The organism is Rhodobacter sp. (genome assembly GCA_020637515.1).
In the GTDB taxonomy this organism is placed as follows: domain Bacteria; phylum Pseudomonadota; class Alphaproteobacteria; order Rhodobacterales; family Rhodobacteraceae; genus Pararhodobacter.
In genome coordinates this window covers 2,496,943-2,513,992 of sequence record JACKKG010000001.1, presented here as the reverse complement: position 1 = coordinate 2,513,992, position 17,050 = coordinate 2,496,943, and the positions used below count along the sequence as shown (strand labels likewise).

Annotated in this window: 21 protein-coding genes and 1 tRNA gene; 9 read left to right on the top strand and 13 right to left on the bottom strand. The window is 67.5% G+C overall.

What is annotated here, in order from left to right; genetic code table 11:
• Positions 1-82: 82 nt before the first annotated feature.
• Positions 83-415 (bottom strand): TraR/DksA C4-type zinc finger protein, encoded by a 333-nt coding sequence (locus H6900_12350; GenBank protein ID MCC0074070.1) that lies wholly within the window; start codon positions 413-415, stop codon positions 83-85.
• A gap of 145 nt (positions 416-560) precedes the next feature.
• On the opposite strand from H6900_12350, the gene H6900_12345 reads away from it, so the two are divergent.
• From H6900_12345 to H6900_12330, 4 genes are all read left to right on the top strand, one after another.
• Entirely contained in the window at positions 561-1,424 is an 864-nt protein-coding gene (locus H6900_12345) for an MBL fold metallo-hydrolase (protein MCC0074069.1), read from the top strand.
• Positions 1,425-1,552: 128 nt separating this feature from the next.
• Positions 1,553-1,981 carry a YeeE/YedE family protein gene (locus tag H6900_12340; protein MCC0074068.1) on the top strand — a complete coding sequence of 143 codons (429 nt, stop codon included), beginning with the start codon at positions 1,553-1,555 and terminating at the stop codon, positions 1,979-1,981.
• A 3-nt stretch (positions 1,982-1,984) separates the two neighbouring features.
• On the top strand, positions 1,985-2,422 hold the full coding sequence (locus H6900_12335; protein MCC0074067.1) for a hypothetical protein: 438 nt from the start codon (positions 1,985-1,987) through the stop codon (positions 2,420-2,422).
• Between the two features lie 22 nt (positions 2,423-2,444).
• A complete protein-coding gene (locus tag H6900_12330; protein MCC0074066.1) occupies positions 2,445-2,870 on the top strand; it encodes a TIGR01244 family phosphatase in 426 nt (141 codons plus the stop codon).
• Positions 2,871-3,047: 177 nt separating this feature from the next.
• Here the strand turns inward: H6900_12330 and H6900_12325 are convergent, their stop codons facing one another.
• The 12 genes from H6900_12325 to H6900_12270 form a co-directional block, all read right to left on the bottom strand.
• Entirely contained in the window at positions 3,048-4,109 is a 1,062-nt protein-coding gene (locus H6900_12325; protein MCC0074065.1) for a TRAP transporter substrate-binding protein, read from the bottom strand.
• Positions 4,110-4,121: 12 nt separating this feature from the next.
• A complete protein-coding gene (locus tag H6900_12320) occupies positions 4,122-5,660 on the bottom strand; it encodes a TRAP transporter large permease subunit (protein ID MCC0074064.1) in 1,539 nt (512 codons plus the stop codon).
• A complete protein-coding gene (locus tag H6900_12315; protein ID MCC0074063.1) occupies positions 5,657-6,115 on the bottom strand; it encodes a TRAP transporter small permease subunit in 459 nt (152 codons plus the stop codon). Before H6900_12315 ends, H6900_12320 begins: the two co-directional genes overlap by 4 nt.
• Positions 6,116-6,222: 107 nt before the next feature.
• Positions 6,223-6,600, bottom strand: coding sequence for a YbaN family protein (locus H6900_12310; GenBank protein ID MCC0074062.1), 378 nt, complete (start codon positions 6,598-6,600; stop codon positions 6,223-6,225).
• Between the two features lie 139 nt (positions 6,601-6,739).
• Positions 6,740-7,834: a 2'-deoxycytidine 5'-triphosphate deaminase gene (locus H6900_12305; GenBank protein ID MCC0074061.1), complete on the bottom strand. Its 1,095-nt coding sequence runs from the start codon at positions 7,832-7,834 to the stop codon at positions 6,740-6,742.
• A 56-nt stretch (positions 7,835-7,890) separates the two neighbouring features.
• A tRNA-Pro gene (locus H6900_12300) sits at positions 7,891-7,968 on the bottom strand.
• A gap of 105 nt (positions 7,969-8,073) precedes the next feature.
• Entirely contained in the window at positions 8,074-8,955 is an 882-nt protein-coding gene (locus H6900_12295) for a MerR family transcriptional regulator (GenBank protein ID MCC0074060.1), read from the bottom strand.
• A 3-nt stretch (positions 8,956-8,958) separates the two neighbouring features.
• Positions 8,959-9,270 carry an integration host factor subunit alpha gene (ihfA, locus tag H6900_12290; protein ID MCC0074059.1) on the bottom strand — a complete coding sequence of 104 codons (312 nt, stop codon included), beginning with the start codon at positions 9,268-9,270 and terminating at the stop codon, positions 8,959-8,961.
• Between the two features lie 99 nt (positions 9,271-9,369).
• Complete coding sequence (locus tag H6900_12285) at positions 9,370-10,356, bottom strand: ketoacyl-ACP synthase III (GenBank protein MCC0074058.1); 987 nt, start codon at positions 10,354-10,356, stop codon at positions 9,370-9,372.
• Positions 10,353-11,468 carry a phosphate acyltransferase PlsX gene (gene plsX / locus H6900_12280; GenBank protein MCC0074057.1) on the bottom strand — a complete coding sequence of 372 codons (1,116 nt, stop codon included), beginning with the start codon at positions 11,466-11,468 and terminating at the stop codon, positions 10,353-10,355. Before plsX ends, H6900_12285 begins: the two co-directional genes overlap by 4 nt.
• 23 nt (positions 11,469-11,491) lie before the next feature.
• Positions 11,492-11,695 (bottom strand): 50S ribosomal protein L32, encoded by a 204-nt coding sequence (rpmF, locus tag H6900_12275; protein MCC0074056.1) that lies wholly within the window; start codon positions 11,693-11,695, stop codon positions 11,492-11,494.
• A gap of 155 nt (positions 11,696-11,850) precedes the next feature.
• Positions 11,851-12,402, bottom strand: coding sequence for a DUF177 domain-containing protein (locus H6900_12270; protein ID MCC0074055.1), 552 nt, complete (start codon positions 12,400-12,402; stop codon positions 11,851-11,853).
• Positions 12,403-12,532: 130 nt separating this feature from the next.
• Here H6900_12270 and H6900_12265 point away from each other — a divergent pair, with 130 nt between their 5' ends.
• The 5 genes from H6900_12265 (at position 12,533) to H6900_12245 (ending at position 16,913) form a co-directional block, all read left to right on the top strand.
• A complete protein-coding gene (locus H6900_12265) occupies positions 12,533-13,009 on the top strand; it encodes an outer membrane protein assembly factor BamE (GenBank protein ID MCC0074054.1) in 477 nt (158 codons plus the stop codon).
• 25 nt (positions 13,010-13,034) lie between these two features.
• Positions 13,035-13,814: a GNAT family N-acetyltransferase gene (locus tag H6900_12260; protein MCC0074053.1), complete on the top strand. Its 780-nt coding sequence runs from the start codon at positions 13,035-13,037 to the stop codon at positions 13,812-13,814.
• Between the two features lie 179 nt (positions 13,815-13,993).
• Positions 13,994-14,767: a 30S ribosomal protein S2 gene (gene rpsB / locus H6900_12255; protein MCC0074052.1), complete on the top strand. Its 774-nt coding sequence runs from the start codon at positions 13,994-13,996 to the stop codon at positions 14,765-14,767.
• 81 nt (positions 14,768-14,848) lie between these two features.
• Positions 14,849-15,757 (top strand): elongation factor Ts, encoded by a 909-nt coding sequence (locus tag H6900_12250; protein ID MCC0074051.1) that lies wholly within the window; start codon positions 14,849-14,851, stop codon positions 15,755-15,757.
• A gap of 409 nt (positions 15,758-16,166) precedes the next feature.
• Entirely contained in the window at positions 16,167-16,913 is a 747-nt protein-coding gene (locus H6900_12245) for an autoinducer binding domain-containing protein (protein MCC0074050.1), read from the top strand.
• Positions 16,914-17,050 lie beyond the last annotated feature (137 nt).

Here is a 17,050-nt window from a genome sequence, read left to right as displayed (position 1 = left end):
CCTGCGCGGGCTTTCCACCATTAGAGGGAAGCCCGGCAGGCGATGCAACATTTTGTGTGATCTACGGCCGATTCCGCGCGATTCAGGGGGCGCAGCTGCGGCAGAAGGGGGTCGCGGGCAGCACCGACAGCCGGTCCTCGGCGATTCGCGTGCCGCATTTGGTGCAATACCCGTAGTCGCCCGTGTCCAACCGCTGGAGCGCGGCGTAGATGGCGCGCATCTCGTCGCGGCCGCCGTCGCCCATCGAGGTCAACACCTCGTCCTGCTCGCGCTCGGTGGCCAGTTCCTCCCAGTCGCGGGACTGATGCGACATCAGTTCGTCCTCGATTCCCTGCAAGCGGGTGTCCAACTCGCCCAGACGGGCGATGAGCTGGGCCTTGTGGCGCGTCAGATCGGCGGCGGAAAACTCGGTCATCGGCCTACTCCTTGGGGCTATTTGCACTACGTTAGTCGCAGCACGGAAAAAGCTGCATGATCCATGTCAAAATAACACATTCATATCTTGTAATGTGTTTTCGGATCGATATATTGCACCGGGCAAACAGAATATGGAGGGATCCATGAAACCCGAAGTCTACGGCTTCTTCGACGAAGCGACCTTTACCATCACCTACGTCGTGCGCGACCCCAACAGCAAGAAATGCGCGATCGTCGATTCGGTGCTCGACTTCGATTATGCCTCGGGGCGCACCGACACGCGCTCGGCCGATGCGGTGATCGCCTTCGTTCGGGACAAGGGGTTCGAGGTCGAATGGCTGCTGGAAAGCCACGTCCACGCCGACCACCTGTCGGCCGCGCCCTATCTGCAAGAGAAGCTGGGCGGCAAGATCGGCATCGGCGCGAACATCACCGTCGTTCAGAACACCTTTGGCAAGGTCTTCAACGAGGGCACCGAATTCCAGCGCGACGGTTCGCAGTTCGACCAGCTGTTCCGTGAAGGCGACAGCTTCCACATCGGCCAGATGCGCGGCGACGTGCTGCACACGCCCGGCCACACGCCGGCCTGCCTGACCTATGTCGTGGGCGATGCGGCCTTTGTCGGCGACACGCTGTTCATGCCCGACTTTGGCACCGCGCGCTGCGATTTCCCCGGCGGTTCGGCGGAAACGCTCTATGCTTCGATCCAGAAGATCCTGTCGCTGCCCGATGAAACCCGCATCTTCGTCGGTCACGACTACAAGGCGCCGGGGCGGGACGAATACGCCTGGGAAACCACCGTGGCCGAACAGAAGGCGTTCAACATCCACGTCGGTGCCGGAAAACCGGCCGCGGATTTCGTGTCGATGCGCACGGCGCGCGATTCGACCCTGGCCATGCCGCGCCTCATCATCCCGTCGCTGCAAGTGAACATGCGCGCGGGTCAGATGCCCCCGCCGGAAGACAACGGCGTGAGCTATCTGAAGGTTCCGGTCAACGGGATCTGACGACATCCCCCGGGGCCGGGGACGGGCGGCACGCCGCCCGATACCGGCCCGGGACCTTCGCGACGGCGGCCAACGCCGAACCATCAGATGCCCCTGAAAAACGGGCACGACAAAACGGGAAATACTTCATGGAAACCGATTGGATCTGGGGCCTCGTCGGGGGTCTCATGATCGGCGCTGCGGCGTCGTTCTATCTCCTCGTGAACGGCAGGATCATGGGGGCTTCGGGCATCATCGGCGGGCTGGTGGATCGCACGGGCTGGTCCACCTGGGCCGAGCGCCTGGCCTTTGTCGCCGGCCTCGCGCTGATCCCCGCACTGCTGAAGCCGGTCTACAACGTGCCGGTGCTCACCCACATCACCGACAACATTCCCGCGGTGATCCTTGCCGGGCTGCTGGTGGGGATCGGCACGCGGTTGGCGAACGGCTGCACCTCGGGTCACGGAGTCTGCGGGATCTCGCGCCTGTCTCTGCGCGGAATCGCCGCGACGATGTTCTACCTGATTTCCGGCGGCCTCGCCGTCATCGTCTTCCGTCACCTGCTGGAGACCATCTGAATGCTGCGCAACCTCACCTCGTTCATCGCCGGCGGCCTGTTCGGCGCCGGTCTGCTCGTGTCGGGCATGACCAACACCCAGAAGGTCCAGGGCTGGCTCGACATCTTCGGCGACTGGGACCCGACGCTGGCCTTCGTCCTGACCGGCGCGATCCTGCCGACCATGTTGGCCTGGAACCTCGCCGCGCGGCGCGCGCGCCCGCTTCTGGGCGGCGACATGCCCGGCAAGCCCGGCACCCAGGTCGATCGCAACCTGATGATCGGATCGCTGATGTTCGGCGCCGGCTGGGGGCTGGTGGGCCTGTGCCCGGGGCCGGCGGTGGCCTCGATCAGCTGGGGCGGCGTCGGCGGCGTGGTCTTCCTGTTGGCGATGTTTGCCGGTATGTATGTCGCGCCGGCCTTCCGCATCCGCTTCAACGCGATGGCGGCGGCCCTGAGTTGAGACCGATCACAGGACGCACGCCATGGACATCCGCCCGCTGACCGACGCCTACAGCGTCACCCCGCAGATCGCCCCCGAAGATATCCCGGCCCTCGCCGCGGCCGGATACACCACGGTGATCTGCAACCGCCCCGACGCCGAGAACCCGGCCCCGCTCCAGGCCGAGGCCGTGCGCGCCGCCGCCGAGGCCGCGGGCCTGGTCTTCGTCCTCAACCCGGTGATGCCCGGGCAATTGACGATGGAGAACGTCGAAACCCAGCGCGCCGCCATCGACGGCGCGCCGGGCAAGGTGCTGGCCTATTGCGCGTCGGGCAACCGCTCGTCGATCGTCTGGGCGCTGGCCAACGCAGGCCGCGTGCCGACCGACGATCTGATCGCCGCGGGCGCCCGCTACGGCTACCAACTGGCCCAGTTCCGCGACATGATCGACCGGCTCGCGCAGGGCTGAGGGTCGCCCGCGCCCCGCCGCGCCGCCGAACCGCCGCCGAACCTTTGTCCCCGAACGTGTGTCAGGGGCGCTTCGTATCCGGCCCATCTTCGTGCCGGAAATATCCTCGGGGGGTGAATTCGCGGCACGCGAAGAGGGGGGCAGACAGCCCCCCTTTTCCTGTTCCCGTTTCGCGTTTCAGCGATCGTTCAGATAGCGCCCGACAAAGGCGTTCGCATAAGGCACGGCACCCGTGCGATAGGCTTCGTAGCTGTCGAGAACCCGGGCCGCGTCGGCCGAGGCCGCGCGCTGTTCCTCGCGCACTTCGTCCCATGCGGTCTTCATCGCCGCGACGACCTCGTCGGGGAACGACAGGAACTCGACGCCCGCCTCTTGCAACGACGCCATGGCGGTGACGTTGAAATAGTCGAACTGCGCCAGCGTCTCCATCGCCGCCTGCGCCGCGGCGGCCTCGATGATCGCCTTCAGATCGTCCGAGAGCCCGGCCCAGGCGTCGGTGTTGACGACCACCTGCAACGCCGCGCCGGGTTCGGCATAGGCAGGCGTGTAACACAGGTTGGTGATGCGTTGCAGGCCAAAGGCCTGGTCCAGCAGCGGACCCACCCATTCGGCCGCGTCGATCGCGCCCGATTGCAGCGCCTGGAAGATCTCGGTCGCGGGCATCAGGATCGCGTTGACCCCCAGCTTGCGCATCATCTCGCCGCCCAGGCCGGCGATGCGCATGTTCAGGCCCTGAAGATCGGCCAGGCTGTCAATGCGCGACTTGAACCAGCCGCCCGCCTGGGTGCCCGAGTTGCCCGAATAGAAGGGCTTGAGGTTGCGCTCGGCGTAGATCTCGTCCCAGATCTGCTGGCCGCCCCCCCATTTCAGCCAGGCGTAATGCTCGTTCGCGGTCAGGCCGAAGGGCACGCCGGTGAACCAATGCGCCGCGGCGGTCTTCGAGGCCGCGTAATAGGGCGTGCCGTGGCCGATGGGGGCGTTGCCCGCCTGCACGGCGTCCTCGACGGCAAAGGGCGGCACCAGTTCGCCCGCGCCGTAAACGGTGATGACCATGCGCCCGCCCGACAGCTGCTCGACCAGTTCGGCAAAGCGGGTGGCATTGGTGCCCACGCCCGGCGCCGGCTTGGGAAAGGACGAGGGCATGTTCCACTCGATCCGCTCCTGCGCGATGGCGGGGGCGGCGACTCCGGCAACGGCCGCGATGCCGGCACCGCTTTTCAGAAAGGTTCTGCGTTTCATGAGAGAGACTCCTCAGTTGAACATCAGGTCGGGCAGCCAGGTGGCCAGCCCAGGGAACACGAACACCAGCGCCAGCGCCAGGATCTGGATCAGCACGAAGGGGATCACGCCGCGATAGATGTCGAGCGTGGTGATCCCCTGGGGTGCGACCGACCGGAAATAGAATAGCGCAAAGCCGAAGGGCGGTGTGAGGAAACTGGTTTGCAGGTTCATCGCCATCAGCACCGCGAACCAGACCGGCGAAATGTCGCCCGCCAGAACCGCCGGACCCAGCAGCGGCACGACGATATAGATGATCTCGACCGCCTCGAGGATGAACCCCAGGGCAAAGACCAGCGCCATGATGGTCACCAGCGCCCCCAGGTGCCCGCCCGGCATCGCCGCCATCAGGTCCTGGACCGCGTGCTCGCCGCCAAAGCCGCGGAACACCAGCGACAGCATCGACGCCGCGATGACGATCCCGAACACCATGCCCGAAATCTTCATCGTCTCGATCAGGGCGCCGGCCAGCATCCGCCCGCGCAACAGCCGCGCCGCCGCAACCGCCACCCCCAGCGCGATCAACCCGGCCGCGGCCACGCTGACGATGCCGGCGACGCTGTCCAGCCCGGGCCGGCCAAATCCCGCGACCTTCAGCGCCACCAGCGCAAAGGCGGCCAGCCCCGCCGAGGCGATCAGCGCGCGTTCCCAGCCCGCACGACTGATCGTGAACCCCGCCATCAGCCCGGCGCCGACCGCGCCCAGCCCCGCGGCCTCGGTCGCGGTGGCGATCCCCCCCAGGATCGAGCCCAGCACCGCCAGAATCAGCAGCAGGGGCGGCAGAAAGGTGAACAGGACTTCGGACATCGCCACCGGTTCATGCGCGGTCTTGCGCACCCGCCCGGGCCGCAAGGTGATCGCCAGCCACAGCGCATAGAGCCCGACCAGCACCAGCCCCGGCACCATCGCGCCGGCGAAAAGATCCGCCACCGATACGGGCTGCGGGGCAAAGTTCCCGGCGCGTTGCTGGGCCTCAAGATAGGTGTTGCCGATCTGGTCGCCCAGCAGCACCAGCAGGATCGACGGCGGGATGATCTGCCCCAGCGTGCCGGCGGCGCAGATCAGCCCCGCCGCCTGCCGCCTGGGCACGCCCGCCTCGATCATCGGTGTCAGCGCGATCAGCACCAGCATCACCACCGTCGCGCCGATGATCCCGGTCGAGGCTGCGATGATCGCGCTGAACGCCAGCACCGACAACGCCATGCCCAGCGGCGAGCCCCCCAGCAGCCGCGCCAGCACCCGCAGCATCGCCTCGGCCAGGTTCGCGCGCTCCAGAAAGACGCCCATCAGAACGAACAGCGGCACCGCCATCAGCAGCGTATTGGTCATCACCCCCCAGACCCGGGCAGGATAGACGTTGAGGAACCCCAGGTCGAACAGCCCGAATTGCGCGGCGATCACCGCCAGCACGAAGGGCACGCCCGAAATCGCCAGCATCGCGGGAATGCCCGACAGGATCCCCGCGAACAGCGCCAGGAACAGGACGATCAGCATCGCCTCCTGGCCGGTCATGCCCGGCCCGCCCGCAGCACCGCCGCCAACCCCTGCACGACCATCAGCGCCGCCGCCACCGGCAGCGCCGTCTTTACCAGGAAAAGCCCGCCCAGCCCCCCGGGGGTGGTCGAGCCCTCGCGGATCGACCACGCGAACAGCACATCCCCCCACCCGGCCCAGACGATCAGCGCAAAGACCGGCGCCAGGAACAGCAGCCAGGCGACGGCATCGGCACGCGGCAGGTAGGTCGCCGGAAGACGCTCGGATACCACCTCGACGCGGACGTGGCCGCCCCGGGCGTGGCACACCGGAACCGACAGGATCAGAAAGACCGCAAAGGCGTAGCTCGCGAGATCCTGCATCTTGATCGAGCCGGCGCCAAAGCCATAGCGCAGCACCACATTGACCAACACCATCAGCACCAAGACGCCGCCCGCCGCCATGCACAGCGCCAGCGTGGCGCGGTCCAACATGCGGGCGATCCTCAGGAAACTGGCGGTCACGGGGTGTCCTTCCTTGTGCCGTGCCATGCAAACGCCTTGGCCTCGCCGCTGTCAAGAACCCCCGTCAGGGACCGCACTCATGCACCGGGCCCGGTCCCGCTGCCGGGCGCAGGACGGCTGAGCAGAAAGACCGCCACCGCCAAAAGAACCGCGCCCTGGATCCACAGCACGCGGGCCGGCACGCCCAGGGCCAGGCTCAGGCCAAAGGCAGCGCCCATCGCCAGCAGCGCCAGCCCCTTGGCCCGGCCGGAAATCGCCCCCTCGGCGCGCCAGTCCCGGATCGGCGGGCCCAGGCGCGGGTGCTCGACCAGCCACATCTCCAGCCGCGGCGAGGAACGCGCAAAGCAAAAGGCCGCCAGCAACAGCAAGGGCGTGGTCGGCACCAGCGGCAGGACGATCCCCGCGACGCCGACTGCCAGGGCCAAACCGCCCGCTAGGATCCAGATCAATCGCACCATGACCGAAAGATAATCCCCCCGGGCAGGGGCGAAAAGCCCCGCGCCTTCTTTGTGCCGGAAATATCCTCGGGGGTTTCCCAAGGGGGTGGAAAACCCCCTTGGGGCGGGGGGTTTGGGGGGCAGCCGCCCCCCAAGCTCACCGGAAATGCTTGGCCAGTTTCAGACCCTGGCCCTGATAATTCGATGCGATCCCCGCGCCATAGAGCCTGTCGGGCACCGCGGCCATGCGCTCGTAGACCAGCCGCCCGACAATCTGCCCGTGTTCCAGCGCAAAGGGCGCCTCGTGGCAGCGCACCTCCAGCACGCCGCGCGCGCCCACGCCCCCCGCCGCCGCATGGCCGAAACCGGGGTCGAAGAATCCCGCGTAATGCACCCGAAACTCGCCCACCATCGCCAGATAGGGCGCCATCTCGGCGGCGTAGCCGGGCGGGATGCAGACCGCCTCGCGGCTGACCAGGATATAGAACGCGCCCGGGTCGAGGATCAGTTGCCCCGAGGTCGCGTGCAATTCCTCCCAGAATTCGGCCGGGTCATAGGCCCCGACACGATCGAGGTCGATCACCCCCGCGTGCGGCTTGGCCCGATAGCCCAGCAGGTCGCCCGTCTGCGGGCGCAGATCGACCGAGAACCCCAAACCCTCGGAAATCACCGCCCGCCCCGAGACCAGCGGCACCTCGGCGTTCAGCGCGACCAGCTCGGCATCCGACAGCACCGCCTGACCGCGCCTGAGGCGGATCTGGTTCAGCCGCATCCCGGGGCGCACCAGCACGGAAAACGACCGCGGGCAGATCTCGGCATAGAGCTTGCCACTGTAACCCGCTGGAATCCGGTCGAATTCCACGCCGTCGTCGGTGATGACGCGGACCAGAAGATCCAGCCGCCCGGTCGAGCTTTTGGCATTGGTCACGGCGCTGAGATCGGCGGGCAGAGCCAGGTTTTCGGCCAGTTCGACGACATACACGCAGCCCTTTTCCAGCACCATGCCCGACCCCAGGGCAAAGCGATGCATCTCGAACTCGGGCAGGCGTTCGGCCACGGTGCGCCCCTTGCCGGGCAGGAAGGACGCCCTCAGCCGCACCGCGACCGTTCCCAGCCGCAAATCCAGGCTGGCGGGCTGGACCTGGTCGGGCAGAACCGCAGGATCGGCGGCGATGGCGCCGGTTTCGATCAGATGGCGCAGGTCTTGCGAGGGCAGCACGCCGGGATGACGGGTCACGGAATCCTTGGTCATCGCGGTTCCTTATGGACGAACGGCCCGTAGCGGGTGCCACGGGCCGTTTGTTGAAATGGTCGGGCTGGCGAGATTCGAACTCACGACCTTCCGCCCCCCAGACGGACGCGCTAACCAGACTGCGCCACAGCCCGACGAGGCGCTTTCTACCGCTTTTCACGCCGGGGGCAAGCGGCAAATTGCACGCTCGGGCGGGAAATTTTCCCGGGGCCGGCACGATGCGGGCCCGCGGGCCACGCCTACCAGCGCCCGGCGCCCGAGGCCTCGGACATGCGTTCGAGCAAGGTGTCGATGCGCCGCGACAGCAGGTCCAGCCGGTCACGCCGTGGCCCAAGCCGGCCGCGCGGCATGGCCCGCAACTGCCGCGCGATCTGCGCGCGCTCGGACGTTTCGGCGGGATCGAAGGCGGGCGGGTCGGACGCGCGTGCAAAGGTCGGGGGCAGGGCGCCCGACGGCACCTTGGGCGCGGCGGGCTGATCCGGGGTCAGGGTCTCGCCGTCGGTCATGACGGTGTCCTCGTTCGGCGCATCGGCGGTGGCGGTCGGCGGGATGGGCGGGGGTGGCGGTGCGTCGACAGTGGCGTGCAGCGCGGACACGTCGGGCGCCGGTTCGGCGTCCTCGGCCGGAACCGCGGCCTGCGCCGCACCGGGCATGTCGACATCCGCGACGACGGGCGCTGCGACGGTTTCGGCCACAGAGTCGGCCACAGCGTCGCTGGCGAACGCCACGGTTTCGGCCTCGTCCGCCCCGGTCGCAACCGCCACGGCGATGGCGTCGGTCGCGGCGTCCTCAAGCGGCGCGGCTTCGGCTTGCGGATCGACAATCGCCTCGACCGGGTCGCCCAGCGTCAGCGGGCCACCCAGGCCGGCGACGTATTTCACGCCCTCGTCCTGCAACACGCGCTGCACGCCGCGAATCGTCATCTCGCGCTCTTGCAGAAGGAAGCGAATTCCGTTGATGAGGGCCACGTCATCGGGACGGTAATAGCGGCGCCCCCCGGCACGCTTGACGGGTCGGATCTGGTAGAACTTGCTCTCCCAAAAGCGCAGCACATGCGCCGGAGTCCCAAGAATTTCGGCCACTTCGCTGATCGTGCGAAAGGCCTCGGGCGCCTTTTTCATGCGTTACGCCTTGCTGTGCAGATTCCCGCGCGAAACCCGATCCTTCATCAGATGCGACGGGCGGAAGGACAACACACGGCGCGGACTGATCGGCACTTCCTCGCCGGTCTTGGGATTGCGTCCCATGCGTTCGGTCTTGGCGCGGACACTGAACGTGCCAAAGGACGAAATCTTGACCTGCTCGCCCTCGACCAGGGCGTCGGACATGTACTGGATCACCGCCTCGACCAAGGCGGCGGATTCGTTTCGCGACAGGCCGACCTCGCGGAACACCGCTTCGCTGAGATCCATGCGTGTCAGAGTCTTGCCGCTCATCACAATTCCCCCACGTGTGGCTGGCCGCTGACGCAAAGATGCGACAAGGGAATTCTTCTGTCAACACTGGGGTTTGCGCCCCATTGTTGAAAGGGCCGGTTACCAGCGCAGAACGACCGCGCCCCAGGCCAGACCGCCGCCGATTGCCTCGGTCACGAGCAGATCGCCCGGCTTCAGCTTGCCCTCGTCGGCGCCGACCGACAGGGCCAGCGGAATCGATGCGGCCGAGGTGTTGCCGTGGTCCTGCACGGTGACGATCACCTTGTCCATCGGCAGGCCCAGCTTTCGGGCGGTGCCCTGGATGATGCGGATGTTCGCCTGGTGCGGCACGATCCAGTCCACGTCCGCTGCACCCAGACCGGCCTTTTCCAGAGCCGTTTCAGCGGTTTGCGCCAGTTTCTCGACCGCGTGGCGGAAGACCTGGTTGCCCTGCATCCTGAGATAGCCCGCGGTCCCGGTCGAGGACACGCCACCATCGACATAAAGCAGTTCGCGGTGGCGCCCGTCGGCGTTGAGGTCGGTGGACAGGATGCCCCGGTCCGAGGGCGCGCCCGCGCCGGGCTGCGCGTCGAGAATCAGCGCCCCGGCGCCATCGCCGAACAGCACGCAGGTGGATCGGTCGGTCCAGTCCATGATCCGGCTGAACGTCTCGGCGCCGATCACCATGACGCGCCGCGCCTGGCCCGAGACGATCAGCGCATTGGCGTTGGCCAGCGCATAGATGAATCCCGCGCAAACCGCCTGCACGTCAAAGGCGTAGGCCCTGTTCGCGCCGATCCCGGCCTGCACCATCGTCGCGACCGAGGGAAAGGTGTAGTCCGGAGTCGAGGTGGCGACGATGATCGCATCCAGCGTGTCGGCGTCCACCCCGGCCTTGTCCAGCGCCGCGCGCGCCGCCTCGACCGCCAGATCCGAGGTCCGCTCGTCCTTGGCCGCGAAATGGCGCCGTTCGATGCCCGAACGGGCCACGATCCATTCGTCCGAGGTATCCAGCGTCTCGGCAAAGGCTGCGTTGGGGACCACACGCGCGGGCAGGTAGTGCCCGGTGCCGATGACGACTGCGCGGGTAACCGAATTCTGGGTCATGCCGACTCTCCGTTGGGGTCCGCATCCTGCGCCGCCTTGGCGGCGATCACAAGCCGTTCCGCCATGCGCCCGCGATACCCCGAATGCGCCAGTTTGGCCGCCAGTCCGATGGCGGCCGCGATGCCGGTGGCGTCCGCCGATCCGTGCGACTTGACCACGGTGCCGTTCAGGCCCAGGAACACGCCGCCGTTGACCCGACGCGGGTCGATGCGGCTGCTGAGACGTTTCAACGCCCCCCGCGCTAGCAGTGCGCCGATCATCGACAACGGCCCCGACCGGAACGAGGCGTTCAGGAAGTCGCCGATCAGCTTGGCGGTGCCTTCGCCGGTCTTCAACGCGATGTTGCCGGTGAACCCGTCGGTGACGATCACGTCCACGCGGTCCGAGGGGATGTCCGATCCTTCGACGAACCCCACGAATTCATAGCGTCCCGTGTCCTGCTGCCGGGCGATCAGCTCGTGCGCGGACTTGATCTCGGCCCGGCCCTTGTGTTCCTCGGTGCCGACGTTGAGCAGGCCGACCCGAGGACGCGGTTCGCCGAACCCGTTGCGGAAATAGGTCACGCCCATGATGGCATAGGCCAGCAGATCCTCGGCCTCGGCCTTCACATCGGCGCCGACGTCGAGCATGGTGTTGAACCCGTGCCGCCCGCGCGAGGGCCACAGGCAGGCGATGGCGGGGCGGTTCACGCCCTCCATCCGGCGCAGTTGCAGCATCGACACCGCCATCAGCGCGCCGGTGTTGCCACAACTCACCGCCGCCTGGGCGTCGCCCTCCTTGAGGGCGCTGATGGTGGACCACATCGAGGTGTCCTTGCCGTGGCGCATGACGTGGCTGGGCTTGTCCTCCATCGTCACGGCGCGTTCGGCGTGCACGACGCGCAAACGGCCCGCCAGCGCGGGCTGGCGGGCGGTCAGCGGTTCCAGGACCGCCGTGTCGCCGTGAAGCAGGATCTCGATCCGGGGATCTGTTCGCAAGGACTGCTCGCAGCCCGCGACCACCGCCGCCGGACCCCGATCGCCCCCCATCGCATCGACGGATATGACGATCCGGCCCTCGGCGGATCTGTCCACCGGGTTCCCGGCGTGCGGATGTTCCTGTGCGGAAGTCATCAAAGCGCCGCCGGTCGGAACCGTCAGGCCGCGTCGTCGTCCAGATCGACCTCGGCGCGGACGACGACCTCGCGGCTGTCATAATGCCCGCACGAGGGGCAGACGTGGTGCGGGCGCTTCAGCTCGCCGCACGAGGGGCATTCGTTGGGGTTGCCCGCGACGAGAGCGTCATGCGCGCGGCGCATGTTGCGGCGGGAACGGGTCACGCGGTTCTGTTGAACGGCCATGTCAACCTCTGATAGTTCGGCGGGCACGACCGTGCGGCCCGTGTCTGTGGAAACTGCTGCGACGGCTCCTCTACACCGCCGGGGCGGTCAGGGAAAGCCCTGTCTTGCACGAGGCGCGGAACATACGAGCATTTCTCAAGCGCGCAAGGGAAAATTCAGTCCGTCGCAGGGCCCTTTTTCAGCCCCGCCAGCGCCGCGAAGGGATTCGGTCGCGCGTCCTCGGCCCCCGCGCCGGTGATCGAGTCGGGCAGATCCGCCCCCTCGGCGCGCGGGTAATCGGGCAGCGCCAGGGCCAGCGCCTCGGCCATGACCAGACCCGGGTCGATCTCGGGCGTCAGGGGTTCCAGGGTGTCATCCTCGGGGATTTCGGCCTCGGGTCCCTGGGGGCTGGGCATCTTGCGCAGGTAATGCCGGGTCACGGGCGTATCGACGCGGGTGGTGACCGGCGCGGCGGTGACGACGCAGGCCTGCACCACGGTCGCGCCCAGCGTGCCCTCGAGCCGCCAGTCGTGGCGGCCCTGGGGGGTCAGGCTGCCCTGAAAGGTCAGCTTGCGGATTCGTTCGACCCCCAGGTCGGCGGCCAGTTCGGCGCGCGCCTCGGTCGTGGGGGTCAGGCGAAAGCGCGCGCCCGCCCGGGCGTTCAGATCGGCCAGGCGCAAGGGCAGGGACAGGCCGTCGGTTTCCCTGAGGGGTGCGGTTTCGGTCATGGGGTCTCTCGTGTTTGTGTCCGAGGGCGCAGGGTGTTCCTTTCTTGAACACGCCGGTCCCTTTCTGTAATCCAAAGGCGGCGTGGGGTTCCAGCCCCGCAAACCGATCCCGCACCGGCAGGAGGCCGCCATGACCATGCCCGCGACGACCGCGACCCGAAAGACCCGCCGACGCGGCGGCCTGCGTGCCTGGGCGCTGGGGCTGGGCCTGCTGGCCGCGGCCTGTTCGCCGGTCATGCGCTATCACGGCTATGCGCCCACCGATGCCGACCTGTCGCAGATTCAGGTCGGACGCGATACCCGCGAAACGGTGGCGCAAAAGATCGGCCAACCCGGCATCGGCGGCGTGATGGAGGGGTCGGGCTGGTATTATGTGCAATCCGACTGGCGCCAGCAAAGCTGGCACGCGGCCGAGGAGGTCGATCGCCAGGTCGTCGCCATTTCCTTTGACAGCCGCGACCGGGTGCAGAACATCGAACGCTTCGGTCTGGCCGATGGCGAGGTCGTGCCGCTTTCGCGGCGTGTCACCTCGTCCGGGCCGCGCCCCAGCGTGCTGAGCCAGGTCTTCGCGGTGCTGGGCCAGTTCTCGGCCGCGACCGCGCGCTGATCGTGGCCGGAAGGCGGGTCTGACCATGCGCCCGCCCGACACCGACCCCGACAGCCCCTTTGGCCCGCCGATCGTGAGGGGGGGCTGGTCCGTGCGGCTGGCCACGCCCGAGGACATGCCCGCGATCCTGCTTCTGCGCGCGCGCGCCTTTCGCGGCGGCTCCGAGGACGGCGACGCCCATGACGCGGCCAGCCTGCACTTGTGGGTTGGCACGCCGGGGCAGGGGCCGCGCGCCACCGTGCGGCTGCGGGTGCACCCCGACGGTGCGGCGTTGCTGGGCGGGTATGCCGCCGGACACTATGATCTGCGGGCGCTGGCGGCCTCGGGTGGGGTCACGCTGGAACTGGGCCGGCTTTGCACCGCTGGCGCCGGCGCGGCGACCGACTCGGCGACTGGCGCCGGGGGCGATCTGTTGCGGCTGGTCTGGGCGGGCGTGGCGCGGCTGGTGCAGCGCAGCGGCGCGGCCCGGCTGGTCGGCTGCACCTCGTTTCCGACCACCGACACGGCGGCGCTGGCCCCCGCCTGGGCCTATCTGGCGGCCCGCGCCGCCGCGCCTGCCGAACGCCGCCCCCAACGCAAGGCCCCCGAAACGCACCCCTTTCCGCCCGCCTCGGGGTCCGTGGACGCGGCCGCGGTGGCGCTGCTGCCGCCCTTGCTGCGGGCCTATCTGGCGATGGGGGGCTGGGTGTCGGATCACGCCGTGGTGGACCGCGATCTGGGCACCTGCCACGTTTTCACCTGCGTCGAGGTGGATCGCCTGCCGCCCGCCCGCCGCCGCGCGGTCGAGGCCCTGGCGGCCGGATAGCGCCGCGATCCGGCGAAACACCGGGAAAAGCATGGCCTCCCCTTGCACCGGGTCCGGAAACGGGCTAAGGGGCGCGCACTTCACAGGTGGGGCTGGGCCCTGCGGGGAGACATCCCGCAACGGTCCGCCGGTTGGGCAGATGCCCGAATGCCCCACCCCAGGCGCAAACCGGAAAGGACATGGACATGGCGCTCCCTGATTTCTCGATGCGTCAGCTTTTGGAAGCTGGCGTTCACTACGGCCACCAGACCCAGCGCTGGAACCCGCGTATGGCCCCGTATATCTACGGCGACCGCAACGGCATCCACATCGTCGATCTGACGCAGACCGTTCCGATGCTGGAACAGGCGCTGAAGGTGATCCGCGACACCGTCGCCAAGGGCGGCCGCGTGCTGTTCGTCGGCACCAAGCGTCAGGCCTCGAAGCAGGTCGCCGAAGCCGCGGAAAAGAGCGCGCAGTATTACATGAACCACCGCTGGCTGGGTGGCACGCTGACCAACTGGAAGACCGTGTCGCAGTCGATCCAGCGCCTGAAAGCCATCGACGAGGTGATGGAACGTGGCGCCGCCGGCCTGACCAAGAAAGAGCGTCTGGGCATGGAGCGCGAGCAGGCCAAGCTTCAGGCCTCGCTCGGCGGTATCCGCGAGATGGGCGGTCTGCCGGACCTGCTGTTCGTCATCGACGTGAACAAGGAAGACCTGGCCATCCTGGAAGCCCGCAAGCTGGGCATCCCGGTCGTCGCCGTGGTCGATACCAACTGCTCGCCCGAGGGCGTGGACTACATCATCCCGGGCAACGATGACGCCTCGCGCGCGATCGGCCTTTACTGCGACCTGGTGGCCCGCGCCGCGCTGGACGGCATGTCGGCGCAACTGGGCGCAGCCGGCGTCGATCTGGGTGCGCTGGAAGTCGCCCCCGAGGAAGCAGCCCTGGCGGAAGACGGCAACGCCTGAGCCGGGTCCCTCGGGATCGTTACACGTTTGACATCGGGCAGGGGCATCCCTGCCCGTATCCCCTTTGAAGGAGACAGAATCATGGCGATTACCGCTGCGATGGTGAAGGAACTGCGCGATTCGACCGGCGCGGGCATGATGGACGCCAAAAAGGCGCTGACCGAAACCGACGGCGACATGGAAGCCGCGGTTGACTGGCTGCGCACCAAAGGCCTGGCCAAGGCCGCCAAAAAGGCCGACCGCGTCGCGGCCGAGGGCCTGATCGGGGTCTGTGTGGACGGCGGTCGCGGTGTCGCGATCGAGATCAACTCGGAAACCGACTTCGTCGCCAAGAACGAGGATTTCCAGGGCCTGGTGCGCGAGATCGCCAAGGTCGCGCTGCAAACCGGCGAGTCGGTCGAGGTGGTGAAAGCCGCCGACCTGAACGGCGAGACGGTCGAGAACGTCCTCAGCAACGCCATCGCCCGCATCGGCGAGAACATGACCTTCCGCCGGATGCATCTGCTCGAAGGCGACACCGTCGTGTCCTATGTGCACAACGCCGCCAGCGAGGGCATGGGCAAGATCGGGGTTCTGGTCGCGTTGAACGGTCCCAAGGACAAGGCCCAGGAAATCGGCAAGCAGTTCGCGATGCACATCGCCGCGACCGCGCCCATGTCGCTGTCCGAGGCGACCATGGACGCCGAGATCGTCGAGCGTGAGCTGGCCGTGCAGACCGCCAAGGCGCTGGAAGAAAACGCCGCCGCCGCCAAGCCGAAGCCCGAGCAGGTGATCCACAACAACATCATCCCGGGCCGGATGAAAAAGTTCCTCGCCGAGAACACGCTTCTGGGTCAGGCCTTTGTGGTCAACCCCGACCTGACCGTAGAGCAGGCCGCGAAAGAGGCCGGCGTCGAGATCACCGGCTTTGCCCGGGTCGCCGTCGGCGAAGGGATCGAAAAGAAGACCGAGGACTTCGCCGCCGAGGTTGCCAAGACGCTCGCCGGCTGACACCTCACCCGGTTTTGCCTGCCACGGGCGGCCCCGAAACGGGCCGCCCGTTCGCGTTGCGGCGCGCCGAATCGCAGGTTGCGACGGCGATTCGCGTTTGTCGCGCCGGATGGGCTGCTTTCCAAGGATACATTTTCATTTTGCGAATCCCTGCGGGACGCCGCGACTTCGTGGCAGATTTGCACCCCATTTTCGGCCCGCACACCCGGTTTGAGGCCGGAATTGCCCCTGCCATCGCTCGACACTGCGACGAATTTGCGCCAGCAATACCAGATGGTAGGAGTTGCTGGGTGACGGAATGGAGCATCAGAAGGCGGAAACTCTGCGTGGCGATCAGGTGCCCATGCTCAAGGGGCCTTGTCCGGATATCATCCCGCCGGATCTGCCGTGTTTCCTTGCCGAAGTGCTCATGTCCACGGATCGCGGCCTGATCTGGTCGCGCACCACCGAATTCTTCCGGCGTCTCGGGTTCCGTCATGTCCTGTATGGCTATTCCCCGGATTCGCATGGCGCCACGCTTGGATCCACCGACGATTGCTTCATCCTGGCGACGCTGGGCCCCGAGCAAGTCGCCGAGATGTCGAGAGCCGGCTACCATCTGGAAAGCACGACCTTCCACTACGCCCTGAAGACACCCGGAATCGCACCGTTTTCGATGACCTGCGAGGACTGCGGCTTTGCCCCGGACTGGCGCCCGTCCGAGGCTGCGGCCGACTTCTTCGCGCGTCACGGCATGTTGACGGGGTGCTCGATCGGCTTTCCGCCGGAACGCTCGCGGGGGCGGGCGGTGATGACCTTGCTGGGCCCCGAGGGCATGTCGCAAGACTGCATCGACACCCTGATCCAGGCCCGCCACAACGAGATCCTGTCCGTCGCCGCTGTCGCCCATCGGCTGTTGTCCAGCCTGCCGAACCCCAGCAGCACCCGCGTTCTGACCCGGCGCCAGCGCGAGGTCCTGGAATGGGTGGCCGAGGGCAAGACCCTGGCCGACATCGCCCTCATCATGGACATCAAGACCGCGACGGTGGAAAAGCACCTGCGACTGGCGCGCGAAACGCTGGGCGTCGAGACGACGGCCCATGCGCTGATCAAGGCCGCGTTCCTCAACCAGGTTTTCGTGGCCGGCGCCGGCACGCGGGGGGCCGCGATCGGCTGAGGCCCCGCGACGTCCGTATCCGGGCCAAGGCAAGGTAAGGATTTTACTACTGACGCGACGCGGGCCGAGCGGCTACAGTGGGATTGTTAACGAGTGGCCACGAGCACCGTCCCGTTCCGTCCAATTCGGTCCGGGCG